This window comes from Streptomyces sp. NPDC040589, assembly GCF_055594445.1.
On record NZ_JBVIWP010000002.1, the window covers coordinates 1,135,580 to 1,151,697 of the forward strand.

Genomic DNA, 16,118 nt, shown 5'->3' on the forward strand with positions numbered 1-16,118 from the left:
TGAGGGCAGGAAGATCCAGGACCGGCAATCGTAAAGTCGAAGAACATCGATTTCCCCCGTGACGCAATGTCGTGAACCGACCCGAACAATCTTGCAGGAGGATCGAGCCATTGCAAGACCTTGACTCTACGGATCTCCACGCCGAACGGCCCGCAGGGTAGGGAGAGTTGACACGGACGTGACGCTCAGGCCGACATGCGGTATCGCGGCCGCCGGGACGGAACGGGAGCGAGCCTTTCCGAAGATTGCGACAGACGCCAAGCGGAATCCGAACCGGGAGCTCCGGATCAGGGCCACATGCCTGCCGAACATTCAGATCAGGGCCGCCACTGATCCAAGCGGAAACGGAACGGGACCTATTGCATTCCGGTTCCGGAGGACTGCGCGGCCGCCCCATCACAGGAAGCACCTTCCATCCCGCCGAAACGACCGGGAAGTCGACCCGTCACCCTTCAGAGCTCGCCGGGAATGCCGAGACCCGTCAGAGCGCCCACGGGGTCAAGGTCGGGGGTGCCTCTCGGCCACCAGTCGTCGTGGCCCGGTTCGGACTCGTAGGCGTACCACAGGCCGTCGCGGCCCAGGCGGAGCTGGACGTGGCCGTGGGGGTGGGTGAGGTGGTTGCGGCCGGGGCGGAAGGCCGGCAGGTCTGCGGCGAGGAGGAGGGGGCGGGCGCGGTCGAACCGGCCGGCCGGCGGGTCCCACGGCTCCTCCAGTACGGCGAGGCCCTCCGGTCCGCCCTGACGCCAGGCGGCGACCGCGCGGGCCAGCTCGGACGGTGTGCGGCCCGCCGCGGAGGCGAGGGAGGAGTAGAGCGCCCGGGTGCCGGCGGTGAGCCCCGAGCCGGGGCGGGCGGCGGCCAGGCGGACCGCGTCCTGCCAGAGGGTCAACCGCCCGACCGGGTCACGGCCGGTGGCGAGCAGGGCGTGCGCCCGGGCGGCGGCGTCCGTGGCCAGTTGGTCCAGCGCGAAGGGGTCCGGGCCGCCGGGGGACGCCGGGTAGGCCGGTGGCTGCTCGGGGTGCGCGGGCGTGGGCAGCGGCGTCGGCAGGGGCGGGAGGGCGCGTGGTGTGAGGGCGTCAGCGGCTCGCACTCCGGGGAGAGGCTCCGGTTCCTTGTCCTGGGCGGCACGCGCCGCGCGGGTGGCGCTCAGCCGGGACAGCGCGTCGAGCAGGTCCCGTTCGCCCCGGCCGCGCAGCAGGAGCAGGACGAAGGGGTCGGCGTCGAGCAGCCGGGCGGTCTGGTAGCAGAGGGCGGCGGCGTGCTTGCAGGGGTGGCCGCGGTCGGGGCAGCTGCACCGCGGTTCCAGGTCGCCGGGACCGGGCAGCAGGGGCACGCCGCAGTCCGCGAGGGAGTGGGGCATCTCCTTGTCGAGGAGCGCCGCGATATGCCCGGGCCGGTCGACGGCGGCGTCCAGGAACAGCTCCCAGTCGGCGTCGTCGAGCGTGCGCAGCCGCACCTGCACGCGGTACGGGCGCGGGCGGCTGCCCTGTACGTACGCCAGCACCAGTCCGGGCGTCACGGTGATGGCGTCGACATTCCCCTGCCCCGCGTATCCGCGCCCGCGCTCCAGCCGCTTGGCGTCCAGCGCGCCCTGCTCCAGCGCGGCGACCCACGCGTTCCCCCACCAGCTCTCGGCGAATCCCTTGCCGTCGGGCTCCCGGGACGGGAAGGCCGGGAAGGTACGGCGGAGTTCGCTGTCGCGGCTGGGGGCGGCCATGGAGCGGGGCTTCTGGGGAGCGGCGTGCGGGGGGACCGCTGTTCGGGGGGTTGGGGGCGGGGTGGGCCAGGGATTGGAGGTCGCGGGGTGGTCGGGAGTCGGCGAGTCAGGAGTCGACGTGCCGGGGCTCGCCGGGCTGTGCGGCGCGTCGGCCCCGTGGTGAGGCGAGCGCCCGGGGCCCGTTTCGTCGGAGCCCTCGGGCTCCGCGTCCGGCTCGTCCGCCTCCGGAGGCATCCGGAAGAGGTCGCCCAGCAACTGCCGTACGTCACGCGCTCCCCCGCCGACGGTGTGCTCGCCCGCCCGCCGCTCAGGCCCCGGCCGCTCGTGCGCGGCGCCCTGCCGGGCAGCCCGGCGCCTGCGCCCGATCCCTTCGCGGGCGGTCTCTTCCCGTGCCCGCCGCGCGTCGTCCCGAGCCGCGCGCAGCGCCTCACGCGCGACGTCCCCCGCGCGCGGACCCGGCTGCTCGGTGGCGCCGCCGGGAGCCTCGTCAAGGGTGCCGCGGCGCGGCACGTCGGCGGGCGCGCTCCTGCCCTCGTCCTCGGACGGCCCGCCGGACGGAGCCGCCGTCGGGCCACTGCCGCCGTCGTCCCCCTCGGTGCTTCCGCTGCGGTCCCCGCTGCTGCCACTGTGGCTCGACGAGCCGCCCGGCAGCCCGGTCACCACGTCATCGGCATCCTCGGCCGCATGCACGTCACCTGTGGAGCCCGCCTCGTCCCCGTCGGCCCCGCGACGCTCGGACACCGCCCTGCGCAGTGCCTCGCGGGCCGCGTCTCCCGGTCGGGCGGTCTCCTGGTCGGCGGGTGACGGGACGGGGGAAGGTGCCGGACGGGGAGCCGATGCCGGGTCCGGGTCCCGGGTCGCCTGCTCCCGGGCCGCCCGCAGGGCCCGGCGGGCCTCGTCGGCCCCGCTGTGGGTCATGACGTCCTCCGCAGGGAGACCAGGTCGGACAGCTCACGGTCCGTCAGCTCGGTGAGGGCCGACTCGCCGGAGCCGAGAATGGCGTCGGCCAGGGCGCGCTTGGCCTGGAGCATCTCGGCGATACGGTCCTCGACCGTGCCCTCGGTGATGAGGCGGTGGACCTGGACGGGCTGGGTCTGGCCGATGCGGTAGGCGCGGTCGGTGGCCTGCTCCTCGACGGCCGGGTTCCACCAGCGGTCGAAGTGGACGACGTGGCCCGCGCGGGTGAGGTTGAGGCCGGTGCCCGCGGCCTTCAGGGACAGGACCAGGACGGGGGTCGAGCCGGCCTGGAAACGGTCCACCATGCGCTCCCGCTCCGGGACCGGCGTGCCGCCGTGGAGGAGGTCGACCGGGACCGCCCGGGTGGCCAGGTGAGTGGTGATCAGACGGGCCATGCCCACGTACTGGGTGAAGACGAGCGCGGAGCCGTCCTCGGCGAGCAGCGTGTCCAACAGCTCGTCCAGCAGGGCGAGTTTGCCGGAGCGGTTGGCGAACCGGTCGCCGCCGGGCCGGGCGTGCTCCGGCGCGTGGTCCTCCTTCAGGTACAGCGCGGGGTGGTTGCAGATCTGCTTCAGCGAGGTCAGGAGCTTCAGCACCAGGCCCCGGCGGGCCATGCCCTCGGAGGTCTCGATGGCGAGCATCGACTCGCGGACCACCGCCTCGTACAGCGCGGCCTGTTCGCGGGTGAGCGGGACCGGGTGGTCGGTCTCCGTCTTGGGCGGCAGCTCGGGGACGATGCCCGGGTCGGACTTCTTCCGGCGCAGGAGGAAGGGGCGGACCAGGCGGGCCAGGCGCTCCACCGCCTGCTCGTCCTCGCCGGTCTCCACGGCCCGGGCGTGCCGGGCGCGGAAGGACTTCAGCGGGCCGAGGAGGCCCGGGGTCGTCCAGTCGAGCAGCGCCCACAGCTCCGACAGGTTGTTCTCGACGGGCGTGCCGGTCAGGGCGACCCGCGCGGGGGACGGGATCGTGCGCAGCGCCTTGGCCGTGGCCGAGTAGGGGTTCTTGACGTGCTGCGCCTCGTCGGCGACGACCATGCCCCAGGCCCGCTCGGCCAGGGCGGGGGCCGCCGAGCGCATCGTGCCGTAGGTGGTGAGGACGAAACCGCCGTCCAGGCCGGCCAGGCTGCGGTCCGGGCCGTGGAAGCGGCGGACCGGGACGCCGGGCGCGAAGCGGGTGATCTCCCGCTGCCAGTTGCCCAGCAGCGAGGCCGGGCAGACCACCAGGGTCGGCTCGCTGCGGGCCCGCTTGAGGTGCAGGGCGATGAGGGTGACGGTCTTGCCGAGGCCCATGTCGTCGGCGAGGCAGCCGCCGAGGCCCAGGGAGGTCATCAGCTCGAGCCAGGCCAGGCCCCGGAGCTGGTAGTCGCGGAGGGTGGCGTGCAGGCCCGGGGGTGGCTCGGCCGGGTGGATCCCCCTGGTCAGGCGGTCGCGCAGGGTGGCCAGCGCGCCGACCGGGACGGCCTCGACCGTCTCGCCGTCCACGTCGGCCGTGCCGGTGAGGGCGACGGACAGCGCGTCGACCGGGTCGAGCAGGCCCAGGTCCCGTTTGCGGGCCTTGCGGACCAGGGCCGGGTCGACCAGCACCCACTGGTCGCGCAGCCGGACGACCGGGCGGTGGGCCTCGGCGAGGGCGTCCATCTCGGTGTCGGTCAGCGGGTCGCCGGCGAGCGCCAGCTGCCAGCTGAACCGGAGCAGGTCCTCGCTCTCGAAGAAGCCGGTGCCGTCCTTCGCCGAGCCGGGGGCCGGGCGGACGACCGCCGTGGCGGACAGGTCCTGGGCGAGGTCCCTCGGCCAGTGCACGGCGACCCCGGCCGCCGCGAGCCGGGTGGCCGCGACGCCGAGCAGGTCGTTCAGCTCCTCCTCCGTCAGAGCCAGCACGTCGGGCACGTCCTGGTCGGAGAGCCGGTCGAGCGGGGGCCAGACCCGGGCCGCCCGGCGGACCGCGAGGGCCGCGTCCACGCGTGCGCGGGGGCCGAAGGCGTCATCGGCCCCGCCCGCCCACAGGGCCGCGGCGTCGGCCACGAGGGTCGGGTCGGCGAGGCTGTGCACCTGGACGATCGCCGCGCCGGCGCTGCGTACGCCGCCTGAGGAGTCGTCGAAGAGGTCGTAGGCCGACAGGTCCAGGCGGAGCGAGATCCGCACCCCGGCGTCCATGCCGGCGGCGACCTCGGCGGCCCAGTCGTGGGCGTCGGGCAGGCGCTGGGCCTCGCGGGCCGCGAAGGGCCTGCCGGAGGTGTGGGGCGCGGCCGGGGTGCGCGGCAGGGTGTCGGCGACCGCGTCCAGGAAAGCGCGCACCAGCGCTTCCGGGTCGGGGAGGCGGATCGGGCCCGGGCCGGGCAGCGGAACGGCGTGCCCCTCGTACGGCAGGGCGGCGGCCACCGCGCGCAGGTGCGCGATGTCGTCCGGGTCGAGAGGGCCGGCACGCCACGCGTCGTGCCCGGCGGCGGTCAGGCCGGGCAGCAGCCGGCCGCGCGCGGTCAGCCGCAGCGCGTGCAGGGCGGCCGCGCCCCAGCAGGCGGTGGCGGGGTGGGCCGCGGGGTCGTGCCGGGCGCGCACCAGGAGCGGCAGGGCCTCGTCCAGCGGGAGGGACAGCGCCGGAGTGGTCCGCCGCCGGACTCCGGCGCCGTGCCGTCGTACGACGGTCAGCTCGGTGGGCGCGACCTCCTCGGTGTCCTCCGCGTCCCCCGTGCGCAGGGGCTCACCCTCGGGGTCCCAGAAGGCGATCCGCCCGTCGCGCGGGAGGGGCGCGGGCAGGAAGACGGCCGGGAGCCGGACCGGGACCGTCGGCTCCCCCGCCCGCTCGGCCACCGCGGCCGTGTCGCCCATACGTCCTGCCACCTCCCGTCCCGCGTGTCGGATCAGTCGTCTCCGACTCTACGGGCGGGGTCTGACAATCGGCCCCGGCGACCGCACCGGCCCGCCGGGCCTCGGGTCAGGGCACGGTCCGGGAGACCACGAACACCCAGGGGTAGGCCGGGTTGGACAGGTCCACGACCACGTCATGCGTGGGGGCCGGATTCTTCTGCCGGTTGACGACACCCGACCACAGGCCGTTGTCGGCGAACTTCCAGCCGGTGACCTTCCGGTCGCGGGCGCCGATGGTGACGTGGCCCTTCTTCAGGTCGTCGCGGGTCAGGCCGAGGCCCGTCAGATAGGCGTCCAGACCGGCCGCGTTGGTCTCGAACTGGGCGTACAGGCGGCTGGTCTTCCAGTTGTTGGTCTCGTAGTACGCCACGTGCCAGGCCGGGTGCGGGACGGGCACCTGGTAGATCCGGCGCTGGAGCTTGGAGGGCCAGCCCTCGGTGAGGCCGGTCGCCGAGTACTTCGCCTCCTTGTCCTTGCCGCTGTCCCGGCTCTGGTTCGCGGAGATCACCAGGTAGCCGGCCGGGATGCCGATGAGCAGCACGATGATCAGCAGGGTGAGCGCCCTGCGGCGGATCATGTGGTGGCGGCCCTCGACCGGGCGTTCCGGCTCGTCGGGCCATGGGCCCTGGTGGGGCAGCGAAGCGGTCACGGCGTCTCCTGGGTACTGCGGCGGGACTGCGCGTACCGCTCGTAGCGCTCGTACCGCTCCACGCGGCGGCGCTTGGCGCGGCGGAAGCGGCGGGCGACCAGGCGGGCCAGGTCGGCGGCGCCGACCATGCCGGCCTCGGGGCCGAGCTGGGCCCGGGTGATGCGGGCCTCGGGGCGGTAGCCGCGGCCCGTCAGATGCCGGCGGAACGCGTCCCGCGCGGGGCCGATCAGCAGGTCGTCGGCGGCCGAGACACCGCCGCCGATCACGAAGCAGGAGGGGTCGAGGGCGGCCGCGAGGTTGGCGATGCCCACGCCGAGCCACTGGCCGATGTCCTGGAGCAGCTCGATGCACATGGCGTCGCCCTCGCGGGCCAGCTCGGTGATCATCGGGCCGCTGATCTCGGAGATGTTGCCCTTGACGTGCTCGATGATCCCGTACGCCACCGGCGAGTCGGCTGCGGCCAGCTCGCGTGCCTCGCGGACCAGGGCGTTCCCGGAGCTGTACTGCTCCCAGCAGCCGCGGTTGCCGCACGGGCAGCGGTGGCCGCCGGGCACGACCTGCATATGGCCGAACTCTCCGGCGACGCCGTACTTGCCGCGCTTGACCTGGCCGTCCTCCAGGATCGCGCCGCCGATGCCGGTGCCCAGCGTGATCATGACGAGGTGGTCCTCGCCGCGGCCGGCGCCGAAGCGCCACTCGGCCCAGGCGGCGCTGTTGGCGTCGTTGTCGACCAGGACGGGCACGGCGAGCCGCTCGGCCAGGCGGTCGCGCAGCGGCTCGTTGCGCCAGGACAGGTGGGGGGCGAACAGCACGCGGTTGCGGTCGGCGTCGACCCAGCCGGCCGCGCCGATGCCGACGGCGTGCACGTCGTGCCGGTCGGAGAGGTCCAGGACCAGTTCGGCGATGGTGTCCTCGACGACCTTGGGGCTCTTGGACTTGTCCGGGGTCTCCGTGCGGAGCTTCTCCAGGATGTTGCCGTCGGCGTCGACGACGCCCGCCATCACCTTCGTACCGCCGATGTCGATGCCGACCGTCGGCACGCGGGGTGCCGTCAGGTGTGAGCGGCGCTCCCGGGTGCCGACGGTGCGGAGTGCCGTGGCACGGCGGGAGCCGATGGGGGCGGTGAAGTCGCGGTAGGTGCTCATCGGGCCCGATTCTGCCTCACCGTGGGGGTGTGTGCGGAGCGGGGCAGGGGCGGGGTGGTGCGGATCATTGCCGGGTGCGGGTGAGTGGTTGGCTGCTCGCGCCCACGCGGCGGAGCCGCAAATCGACACAGCCCCGCGCCCCTGGAAAATCAGCTGCGTACCAACAGCTGGAACTCGAACGAATAACGCGTCGGGCGGTAGGTATGTGTGCCGTATTCCACTGCTCGGCCCGTGTCGTCGAACGTGACGCGTTGCATGGTCAGAAGCGGGGCCCCGGTCTCCTCGGCGAGTCGCTCCGCCTCCGGCGGTGTCGCCGCTCGGGCGCCGATGGACTGGCGGGCGCTGTGGAGGGTGATGCCGGCCGCTCGCATCAGGCGGTAGAGGCCGGTGGCCTCCAGTTGGCCGGTGTCGAGGTCGATGAGGCCGGGGGGCAGGAAGTTGCAGAGGTAGGCCATGGGCTCGCCGTGGGCGAGGCGGAGGCGTTCCACGCGGTGGACGTCGCTGTCCTCGGCGACACCGAGTGCGGCGGCGACCTCGGCGGAGGCGGGCTCGAGCGTGTTGACCAGGACCTTCGTGGCCGGGCGCTGGCCCGCCGCCTCCAGGTCGTCGTAGAGGCTGCTGAGCTCCAGCGGGCGCTTGACCTGGCTGTGCACGACCTGGGTGCCCACGCCGCGGCGGCGTACGAGGAGGCCCTTGTCGACGAGCGACTGGATGGCCTGGCGGACGGTCGGCCGGGACAGGCCGAGCCGGGCCGCGAGTTCGATCTCGTTGCCCAGCAGGCTGCCGGGGGTCAGCGTGCCGTGCTCGATCGCTGCCTCCAGCTGCTGGGACAGCTGGAAGTACAACGGCACGGGAGAGCTGCGGTCCACGCTCAGCTCGAGCTGCACGGTCGGGTCCACTCCTGGTTTCGGCACGGGCCGAGCGTAGCTCCGTGCGTTGTTGACGGGAAGTTGTGTAGTCAGATTGTCCGGACAAACAGATTGACAGCGGCGGGCTGTGGACGCACTTTGTTTTCATGCGCATCGGGGTCATCGGGACGGGCCGCATCGGCACGATCCACGCGAACACGCTCAGCCGGCACCGCGACGTCGGGTCCTTGATCCTCACGGACGCGGACCCCACGCGGGCCCAGGATCTGGCGCACCGGCTGGGTGAGACGGCGGCGCCGGGCGTGGAGGAGATCTTCCGCTGGGGGGTCGACGCCGTGGTGATCACGACCAACACGTCCGCCCACGCCGAACTGATCGGTCGGGCAGCACGCTCGGGCCTGCCGGTGTTCTGCGAGAAACCCATCGCGCTGGATCTGCCGGGGACCCTGAGCGCGATCGCCGAGGTCGAGACGGTCGGGACGGTCCTCCAGATGGGCTTCCAGCGCCGCTTCGACACGGGCTACACGGGCGCCCGCGAGGCCGTGCGATCCGGCAGGCTGGGGCGTCTGCACACCGTCCGGGCGCTGACCAGTGACCAGTCGCCGCCGGCCGCCGCGTGGCTGCCGCTGTCGGGCGGGCTGTACCGGGACACACTGATCCACGACTTCGACGTCCTGCGCTGGGTGACGGGCCGGGAGGTGGCCGATGTGTACGCGGCCGGGTCCGACGCGGGGCCGGCGATGTTCCGCGAGGCCGGCGACGTCGACACCGCCGCCGCGCTCCTCACCCTCGACGACGGCACGCTCGCCACGATCACCGGCTCCCGGATGAACGGGGCCGGCTACGACGTGCGCATGGAGCTCGCCGGGGAGCTCGACCAGATCGTGGTCGGCCTGGACGACCGTACGCCGATCGCGTCCACCGAACCGACCGGGCCGCCGGCCGCCGACAAGCCCTGGACGGGCTTCCTTGAGCGCTTCGGCCCGGCCTACGAGGCGGAGCTGAACGCGTTCGTCGAGGTCGTCCGGGGGGAGCGGGCCAACCCCTGCGACGGGCGCGAGGCGCTGCAGGCCCTGCGCATCGCCGAGGCGTGCGAGCTGTCGCGCCGGGAGCGCAGGGCGGTGCGTCTGGCGGAGATCCCCGGCGGGGCCGCCCAGACGTTCGCGTGACGGCGGAACGGTACGAAGACGACCGGGCGCCGGGGGGTCAGTGCCCCTCGTGGTCCTCCCCCTCCTCCTCCAGAAGCCCCGCGTCGTACGCCAGCAGCGCGATCTGCACCCGGTTGTTGAGGTCGAGCTTGGCCAGGATGCGGGAGACGTGGGTCTTGACGGTGGCGACGCTCATGAAGAGGCCGGTGGCGATCTCGGCGTTGGCCAGGCCCCGGCCGACCGCCACGGCGACCTCGCGCTCGCGGTCGTTGAGGACGGCCATACGCGCACGCGCGCGTGCGCGACGCGTGTCGGCGGCGGTGCCGGCCACGTGCTGCATCAGCTGACGGGTGACGCTGGGCGACAGGACCGGATCACCCGCCGCGACCCGGCGCACCGCCGCGAGGATCTCGGTGGGCGGGGTGTCCTTGAGGACGAAACCGGCGGCGCCCACACGCAGCGCCCGCAGCACCTGTTCGTCGGCGTGGAAGGTGGTGAGCACCACCACCTGCGGGGCGTCCTCGCGGGCGCGCAGCCGCTCCGTGGCCGTGAGACCGTCCACCGTCGGCATCCGGATGTCCATGAGCACGACGTCCGGGCGGGTGCGGTCGACGAGCGCCTCCACCTCGCCGCCGTCGGCGGCCTCCCCGACGATCTCGATGTCGTCGGCGCCGCCCATCATGAAGGACAGTCCGGCCCGCACCAGCGGATCGTCGTCGACGAGGAGAACTCTGATCGCAGTCATGGGCGTTACGTAATCACGGCCGCTTTCAGGCGCGCAGGGTCACGCCGTACAGGGTGCGCAGGCGGCGGACCTCCCACCAGACCACCGCCGTCACCGAGGCGGGGCCGCCGAGGACGGCGAGGGCCTGGATCACCGGCGGGCCGGGCGGCAGACCGCCCGCGACCAGGCTGATGACCGCGAACTCCCACACCAGGGTGCCGGTCAGCAGGGCGGGGAGCGCCGCGTGCACGGACGAGGTGTTGAAACCGGTGCGGATGGCCGGGCCGGTGGCGAAGCCGATGAAGAACAGGAGCCAGACCAGGGGCAGCGCCGCCGCGAGGATCAGCCAGGGAGCGGGTTCCGACGCCCCGGCGGAGGGCGACCGGTTCCGGCCGAGCAGGATGATCGCCCCGCCGAGCAGCGGAAGGGCCGTCACGGCGCCGACGTACCACCCGGCCGACCGCAGGGCGGCCCGCACACTGGCGCGCATCGCCGACCGTCTCTGCGCCGACGCCCAGCGGAAGAGCACCGCGATCACGACGGGCGCGCTCAGGAGCAGCAGCGGCGGGGTGACCGCCAGCCGCATCATGTACTGCTCCTGGGCCTCGGCGACGTCCTCCGGCTTGCCGTAGGCGGCGAGCAGCATCAGGGACATGGCGGCCGCGGTCCAGGCCCGTACCTTCTGGACGCGCGTGACGTGCCGGTCGTCGACGGCCCGGTGCCCGTGCCGCGGGAAGAGCCGGTGGGCCCGGTTGCGGGCCGAGCGCGCGAACGAGTAGCCGACCACGAGCGGCAGGAACGCGAACCAGGTGCACGGGGCGAGCAGCACCAGCCACAGGCAGCCGGAGGTGTTCGACCGCCCCTGCCGCAACAACTGGCGCAGCGAGGGCCATTCGCCACCGCGCAGACCGCCCGGCGCCGGCGCCGGCCCCGGGTGGGGCTGCGGTGGGTACGGATAGGGATGGGGATGGGGATACGGCTGTGGCTGCGGGTAGCCGTACGGTGCCGGGCCCGGCTGGGGCGGTACGTAGGGGCCCGTGGCCGGAGGCGGCGGGTACGGTCCCCCGGCCGGCGGGCCGGGCGGCTGGTACGGGTTGGCGGGTCCCCCGAAACTCACGTGGTGTTCCTTCCGTTACTCGCGGTGCTGAAGGCGGCACCAACATCAGCCATCTCCGCAGTCAAGTCAACCGGCTGCGGCGCGAGGGGTCATGGGGTTACGCACGGGCGCCCGGTATGCGCCCCGGAAACGCCCTGCCCGCGCCCGGCCGGACCTGAAAGGATCACCGCATGCGCACCGTGTACGCCCTGTTCGTGGGCATCGACGACTACCCCGGCGCGCCGCTGCGCGGCTGCGTCAACGACGTACGGGCGGCGGAGAACTGGCTGCGTGGCAGGACCGGTCCGCAGTCTCGCGTCCGGACGCTGTACGACGACCGGGCGACCCGGGCGGCGGTGCTCGCGGCACTTGACGAGCACTTGGGGCGCAGTGGTCCGGGTGACACCGCGCTGCTGTGGTTCAGCGGGCACGGCAGCCAGAGCCCGACCACCGACCCGGGCGAGGCCACCGGCTGGTCCCAGGCGCTGGTGTGCCACGACAGCCTCGACCCGGGCGGGCAGCCGGTGCTTCAGGACACCGATCTCGGGGCGCGCCTGGACAGGATCGCCGCCCGGGGCACCCATGTCGTCGCGGTGCTGGACTGCTGCCACTCGGGCGGGGCGACGAGGGAGTACGCAGACGGTGCGGCCGGTCCGGCCGGTGCGGCGGTCCGGGGCGTGCCCTGGCAGTCGTGGTGGCACACGGGGTCGCGCGAGAGCGGCGGGGCGGGACCCGAGCCGGGTCGGCATGTCCTGCTGGCCGCATGCCGTCCGCAGGAGTTGGCGCACGAGAAGGTGATCGACGGGCGGACCCGGGGCCTGTTCAGTCATGCGCTGCTGAGCGCGCTCGACGGTCTCGGTCCCACGACCACGTACGGGGAGGTGCACGCGCTCGCCCACGCGCGCGTGCGCTTCAGTGGCCATGTCCAGCATCCCGAGCTGCGCGGTCCGGAGGACGGGGGCTTCCTGTCCGGCGAGCCTGTGCCGGCCTCGCCGTTCCTGCTGCGGCACACGGGGTGGGGCTGGGAGGTCAACTGCGGTGCGGCGCACGGGCTGCGGTTCGCGGGCGCCGAGTTCACCCTGTCCGGAGACGCGGGAGACGCGGGAGACGCCGGAGCCGCCGGGGAGCGCACGGTCGTGGTCCGGGAGGTGCGGACCGAGTCGGCTCTGGTGGACCCGGTCGACTGGGAACCGACCGCCGAGGACGAGCAGGTGGCGCACGCCGTCACCCCGTCGGCCATGGCGTTCCCGCCGGCCGTGGTGACGCTGTCCGGTGAGCCGGCCGCCGTACGTCTGGTCGCGGAGGCCGTCGCGGCGGTGCCCGCGCTGGCCTTGGAGCCGGACGCGCCACCCGCGGCGGAAGGGGTTCTGCGCCTGCATGTGGAAGCCGGGTACGGCCGGGCGCGGGTGTCGGGCGGCGCCGGGCATCCCGTGCCCGACCTGCCGCTGGAGTCCCCCACGGACGCGTCCGGCGTCACCGACTGCCTCGCGCACATCGCCCGCTGGCACCACATCCGGGACCTGGCCAATCCCGATCCGCTGCTGTCGTCGCTGGTACGGATCACCGTCGAGGAGACGCCGGTGGGCGGTCTGCGTCACTCGGCGGACGGGGAGATCGTCTGCGCCTACACATCCGACGGCGGTGAACCGCAGGTGCGGGTCGGGATCCACAACTTCTCCGGACGTCGGCTGTGGGCGGTGCTCCTCGACCTGACGGACGGTTACGCCTCGTCCCCGCACCTGTTCGAGGGCGAGTTCATCGGGGACGGCAGGGTCGGGTGGGCGCGGCGCGGGCAGCCCGTGTGGCTGCGGCTGCCGCCGGGCCGTTCGAAGGTGCGGGGTGCCTCCACCCGGGACTGGCTGAAGGTGATCGTCGCGGAGGACGAGCTGAACCTCGCGCCCTTCCGGCTGCCCGCCTGGTCCTCCGCCGCCCCCTCGGGCGCACGCCTCAGCCCGGCCCCGGCCGGTGGAGGGAGCCTGCTGCGGCTGATCGGGGCGGGCAGCAAGGACGCCCGGGACGCGGGCGGTCCGGCCTACGGGGCGGCCCGGTGGGGGACGGCCCAGGTGGTCGTACGCACCGAGGTGTGAGGAGCCGTCACCAACCGAGGTGGGTGAAGCCCGCCCACGCGGTCAGGTCGTCGCCGTCGATGTGCCGTACCCGGGCCCGCAGCCGGTCCGGCATGCCGGGCGGCGCCTCGCGTCGTTCGTTCAGCATCCACGACTGGGCGCTGCGCAGCGCCGCTCCGGGCGGCAGGCGCTCGTGGCTCATGAAGTGGTGGGTCATGTACATCAGCAGGGACGTCGCCGCGTCGGGTACGGGCCACAGGGAGCCGATGACCGAGCGGGCGCCCGCGACGAGGAACGCGGTGGACAGGCTGTACGCCTCGTCGTAGCCGTGCCCGGAGACATTGGTGCGGCAGGCGGCGAGGACGACCAGGTCGAGGCCGCGGTAGCGGGTCGCGCCCTCGGTCAGTTCCTCGGCCGCCAACCGCCCGGCGGACAGGGCGAGATAGGCGCTGTGCCGCTCGCCCTGGCGCACCACTCCGTGGCAGGCGAGGTGCAGCAGTCCGCCCTGCTGCCGGCGCAGCCAGTCGGTGACGGCGGCGGGCGTGGCGGCACCGGGGCCGAGCAGGTCGCCTTCGGGGTGGAAGACGCTGTGGACGGCCTCGGCCTCTTCACCGGCGTGGTGCAGGTCGCGGGTCGGATTGCCGACGACCAGGGTTTGGCGGGTGACTGCGGCGGGGCGCGCGGCCACGTCGCACAGCAGCCGGGCGGAGGGCAGATAGGAGATGTCCACCTCCTCGCAGGCGTATGCCCGCGACCTGCGCCGGCCTCGCACGCGTGCCGCGTGCCAGGGCACGACGCCGAGGTCGCCCATGGGGACGAGCACCAGGGACGGCACCCGGCCGTAGCCGCGCGGGAGCCGGCCCAGCAGCGGTTCCATCACCGCCGTACCGGCCCAGGCGCACACCTGCTCCAGGGCGGCGCGGCTCGTGGCGGGGCTCGGGGCCGGCCCGGGCAGGGTGTCGACCTCGGGCGGGCCGCCGGCGTCGCGGCCGGGGGTGCCGGTGGCGCGGTAGGCGGTGAGCTGGGGTGCGTCGAGGGTGAGGCCGGGCAGGTCGAGGGCGTCTGCGCTGCCGTCGGCCCTGACGATGACGGCCGCGCCGGAGCCGTGCTGCGGGCCGAGGAGTCCGGGCACGTTCCCGTCGCCGGGCACCAGGTAGACCAGCGCCGTCGCGCCCATCGTGCCCAGCGCACCGCCGATGTCCCCGGGTGAGGGCACATCCAGCAGGCCCTGCTGCCGGGGGGAGTCGGCCAGCGCCTCCAGGACCCGACGGCGCAGTCGGCTGGAGGGCCCCGCGACCGCGGCCTGACCGGTGAACAGCATCTCCTCCCCCAGCTCGGGCACGCTGCCCGCGGCCTGCCACTCCTGCGCGAGCTCCGTCCGGCCCAGTTCCCTCAGCATGTCGGGCACGGTGGTGACCACGGTCGCGGCGTGCAGGACGAGGCCGCGCCCCGCGTCCAGGGCCCGTACGGCGTCGGCGTGGGCGCCGTCGGCCAGGCACCAGCGCGCCACGTCGAGGGCCTGGCCGCCGGCCATCCGGGCCGTCTGCGCGGCATGGGCCGTACCGGACTGGAGCAGGGAGCTCCAGGCGGCCGCGCGCAGGCATTCGAGGCCGACGCGGCGGGAGGCGTCGTAGTTCAGGCGTCTCGTGCGGGCGTCGTGCGCGTACTCGTCGCCGCGCAGGCGGTAGGCCTTGGCCAGTGTGATGCCGGTGCCGCCCCACAAGGGGTGGTGCGGCCCGCCGGTGAGCTTCAGGGTGTGCCGCAGCCAGGCGATGCCCTGGTCGAGGTGGTGGGGGCGGTCGGCCGGAGGCGCGAAGTGGAGTCCGGCCATGGTGCAGTGGGCCACGCCCAGCGCCCCCGTGACCCGGATCCACCGGTCGTCGTCCGGTTCGAGCAGGTCCAGTGCGGCTTCCTGCAGTTCCATGGCCTCCAGCATCCCCTGGTGGTCCATGGCCAGCAGGGCCCGTTGCCCCACCGCGAAGCCCGCCTCGCCGAGTCTGTCGGCCTGGGCGTTGCGCGGCAGCGTGGCGATCTGGCGGCGGATCTCGTGTGTCGGCGTTGCGGCGCCCGCCCCTTCGGCGGCGGGTTCGAACCTGCCGGTGCGCTGCGCCCGCAGGAACGTCAGAGATCCCCGGGCGGCCTCCAGGTGGGACTCGAACGCGAACCGGTCCATGTGGTCGGCGGGCAATTGCGCCATGGCGAGCTCGAGCACGCGAATCTGGTCGGCCAGGGCCGCCTCGTCCGAGCGGCGGAAGGCCTGGTGGATCCGGAACAGGGCGATCTGGGCGTTCATGGCCGGACGCTGGTCCGGTTCCATGTCCGAGTTCGCCACGAGTCGGGCCAGGTCATCGACAGCTGTGTCGAAGTCGTCCTCGCCGCCGCCCAGTTGACCCAGATACGTCCGCAGGCCGGCGTGGGCCATGTCGAGGTTCTCCCGGATCCGGGTGCCTGGAGGGTGCACGGCCCGGGCCTGTTCGATCCGGGCGAGTGCCGCCTCCATCCGGGCGGGATCGGTCAGGTGCCGTAGGCCCCACGCACTGTGCTTGACGACGACACTCGCCCGCCAGGTCTCGTCCGCCGGCCCGTGCTCCCACATCTCCTGCCACAATTCCTCCTCCCGTCGCTCGTCGACGAGCGGACGTTCGAGTCGCAGCATCGGCAGCACGCTGAGGACCTGTCCGGCCTGGAGACCGGACATGACGGTGCCGCGGGGCAGCGCCACCCAGTCCGTGTAGAGGCGGTCGTAGGCCTGCCGCGCCGTCGTACAGCCAAGCCGGTCCAGCACCAGCTCGGTCATCCCGGCCAGGTCCTCGCCGCTGACGACGCCTTTCGCCCGCTGCTCTATCTCCCACACCAGCGCCTGAAGGTTGTACGGCGTCGTCATC

The 16,118-nt window shown here is 73.9% G+C and carries 10 protein-coding genes; 2 read left to right on the forward strand and 8 right to left on the reverse strand.

The features are described 5' to 3' along the window. Positions 1 to 452 precede the first annotated feature (452 nt). From ACZ58V_RS12105 to ACZ58V_RS12125, 5 genes are all read right to left on the reverse strand, one after another. Positions 453 to 2,633, reverse strand: coding sequence for an SWIM zinc finger family protein (locus ACZ58V_RS12105; protein ID WP_471289839.1), 2,181 nt, complete (start codon positions 2,631 to 2,633; stop codon positions 453 to 455). Continuing rightward, positions 2,630 to 5,497 (reverse strand): DEAD/DEAH box helicase, encoded by a 2,868-nt coding sequence (locus ACZ58V_RS12110; protein WP_471289840.1) that lies wholly within the window; start codon positions 5,495 to 5,497, stop codon positions 2,630 to 2,632. The genes ACZ58V_RS12105 and ACZ58V_RS12110 overlap by 4 nt, the downstream gene beginning before the upstream one ends. Positions 5,498 to 5,603: 106 nt before the next feature. Further along, a complete protein-coding gene (locus ACZ58V_RS12115) occupies positions 5,604 to 6,185 on the reverse strand; it encodes a sugar kinase (RefSeq protein WP_468183623.1) in 582 nt (193 codons plus the stop codon). Further along, positions 6,182 to 7,330, reverse strand: coding sequence for an ROK family glucokinase (locus tag ACZ58V_RS12120; protein ID WP_468183620.1), 1,149 nt, complete (start codon positions 7,328 to 7,330; stop codon positions 6,182 to 6,184). The genes ACZ58V_RS12115 and ACZ58V_RS12120 overlap by 4 nt, the downstream gene beginning before the upstream one ends. 149 nt (positions 7,331 to 7,479) lie before the next feature. Next, a complete protein-coding gene (locus tag ACZ58V_RS12125; protein ID WP_468186072.1) occupies positions 7,480 to 8,217 on the reverse strand; it encodes a GntR family transcriptional regulator in 738 nt (245 codons plus the stop codon). A 128-nt stretch (positions 8,218 to 8,345) separates the two neighbouring features. On the opposite strand from ACZ58V_RS12125, the gene ACZ58V_RS12130 reads away from it, so the two are divergent. Next, on the forward strand, positions 8,346 to 9,368 hold the full coding sequence (locus ACZ58V_RS12130) for a Gfo/Idh/MocA family protein (protein WP_468183617.1): 1,023 nt from the start codon (positions 8,346 to 8,348) through the stop codon (positions 9,366 to 9,368). 37 nt (positions 9,369 to 9,405) lie between these two features. Here the strand turns inward: ACZ58V_RS12130 and ACZ58V_RS12135 are convergent, their stop codons facing one another. Then, the gene (locus ACZ58V_RS12135) at positions 9,406 to 10,092 is read right to left on the reverse strand and encodes a response regulator transcription factor (protein WP_468183614.1); all 687 of its coding nucleotides are present in this window, start codon (positions 10,090 to 10,092) and stop codon (positions 9,406 to 9,408) included. A gap of 25 nt (positions 10,093 to 10,117) precedes the next feature. Then, positions 10,118 to 11,188 (reverse strand): hypothetical protein, encoded by a 1,071-nt coding sequence (locus ACZ58V_RS12140; RefSeq protein ID WP_471289843.1) that lies wholly within the window; start codon positions 11,186 to 11,188, stop codon positions 10,118 to 10,120. Positions 11,189 to 11,358: 170 nt separating this feature from the next. Here ACZ58V_RS12140 and ACZ58V_RS12145 point away from each other — a divergent pair, with 170 nt between their 5' ends. Continuing rightward, positions 11,359 to 13,254, forward strand: a complete 1,896-nt coding sequence (locus ACZ58V_RS12145; protein WP_468183608.1) for a caspase family protein — start codon at positions 11,359 to 11,361, stop codon at positions 13,252 to 13,254. 7 nt (positions 13,255 to 13,261) lie between these two features. On the opposite strand, the gene ACZ58V_RS12150 is transcribed toward ACZ58V_RS12145, so the two are convergent. Further along, positions 13,262 to 16,117 carry a CHAT domain-containing protein gene (locus ACZ58V_RS12150; RefSeq protein ID WP_471289844.1) on the reverse strand — a complete coding sequence of 952 codons (2,856 nt, stop codon included), beginning with the start codon at positions 16,115 to 16,117 and terminating at the stop codon, positions 13,262 to 13,264. Position 16,118: the final 1 nt, after the last annotated feature.

Coding starts and splice junctions, on each gene's coding strand:
- ACZ58V_RS12105 (WP_471289839.1), bottom strand. CDS start 2,633: ATGACCCACAGCGGGGCCGACGAGGCCCGCCGGGCCCTGCGGGCGGCC.
- ACZ58V_RS12110 (WP_471289840.1), bottom strand. CDS start 5,497: ATGGGCGACACGGCCGCGGTGGCCGAGCGGGCGGGGGAGCCGACGGTC.
- ACZ58V_RS12120 (WP_468183620.1), bottom strand. CDS start 7,330: ATGAGCACCTACCGCGACTTCACCGCCCCCATCGGCTCCCGCCGTGCC.
- ACZ58V_RS12130 (WP_468183617.1), top strand. CDS start 8,346: ATGCGCATCGGGGTCATCGGGACGGGCCGCATCGGCACGATCCACGCG.
- ACZ58V_RS12135 (WP_468183614.1), bottom strand. CDS start 10,092: ATGACTGCGATCAGAGTTCTCCTCGTCGACGACGATCCGCTGGTGCGG.
- ACZ58V_RS12145 (WP_468183608.1), top strand. CDS start 11,359: ATGCGCACCGTGTACGCCCTGTTCGTGGGCATCGACGACTACCCCGGC.
- ACZ58V_RS12150 (WP_471289844.1), bottom strand. CDS start 16,117: ATGACGACGCCGTACAACCTTCAGGCGCTGGTGTGGGAGATAGAGCAG.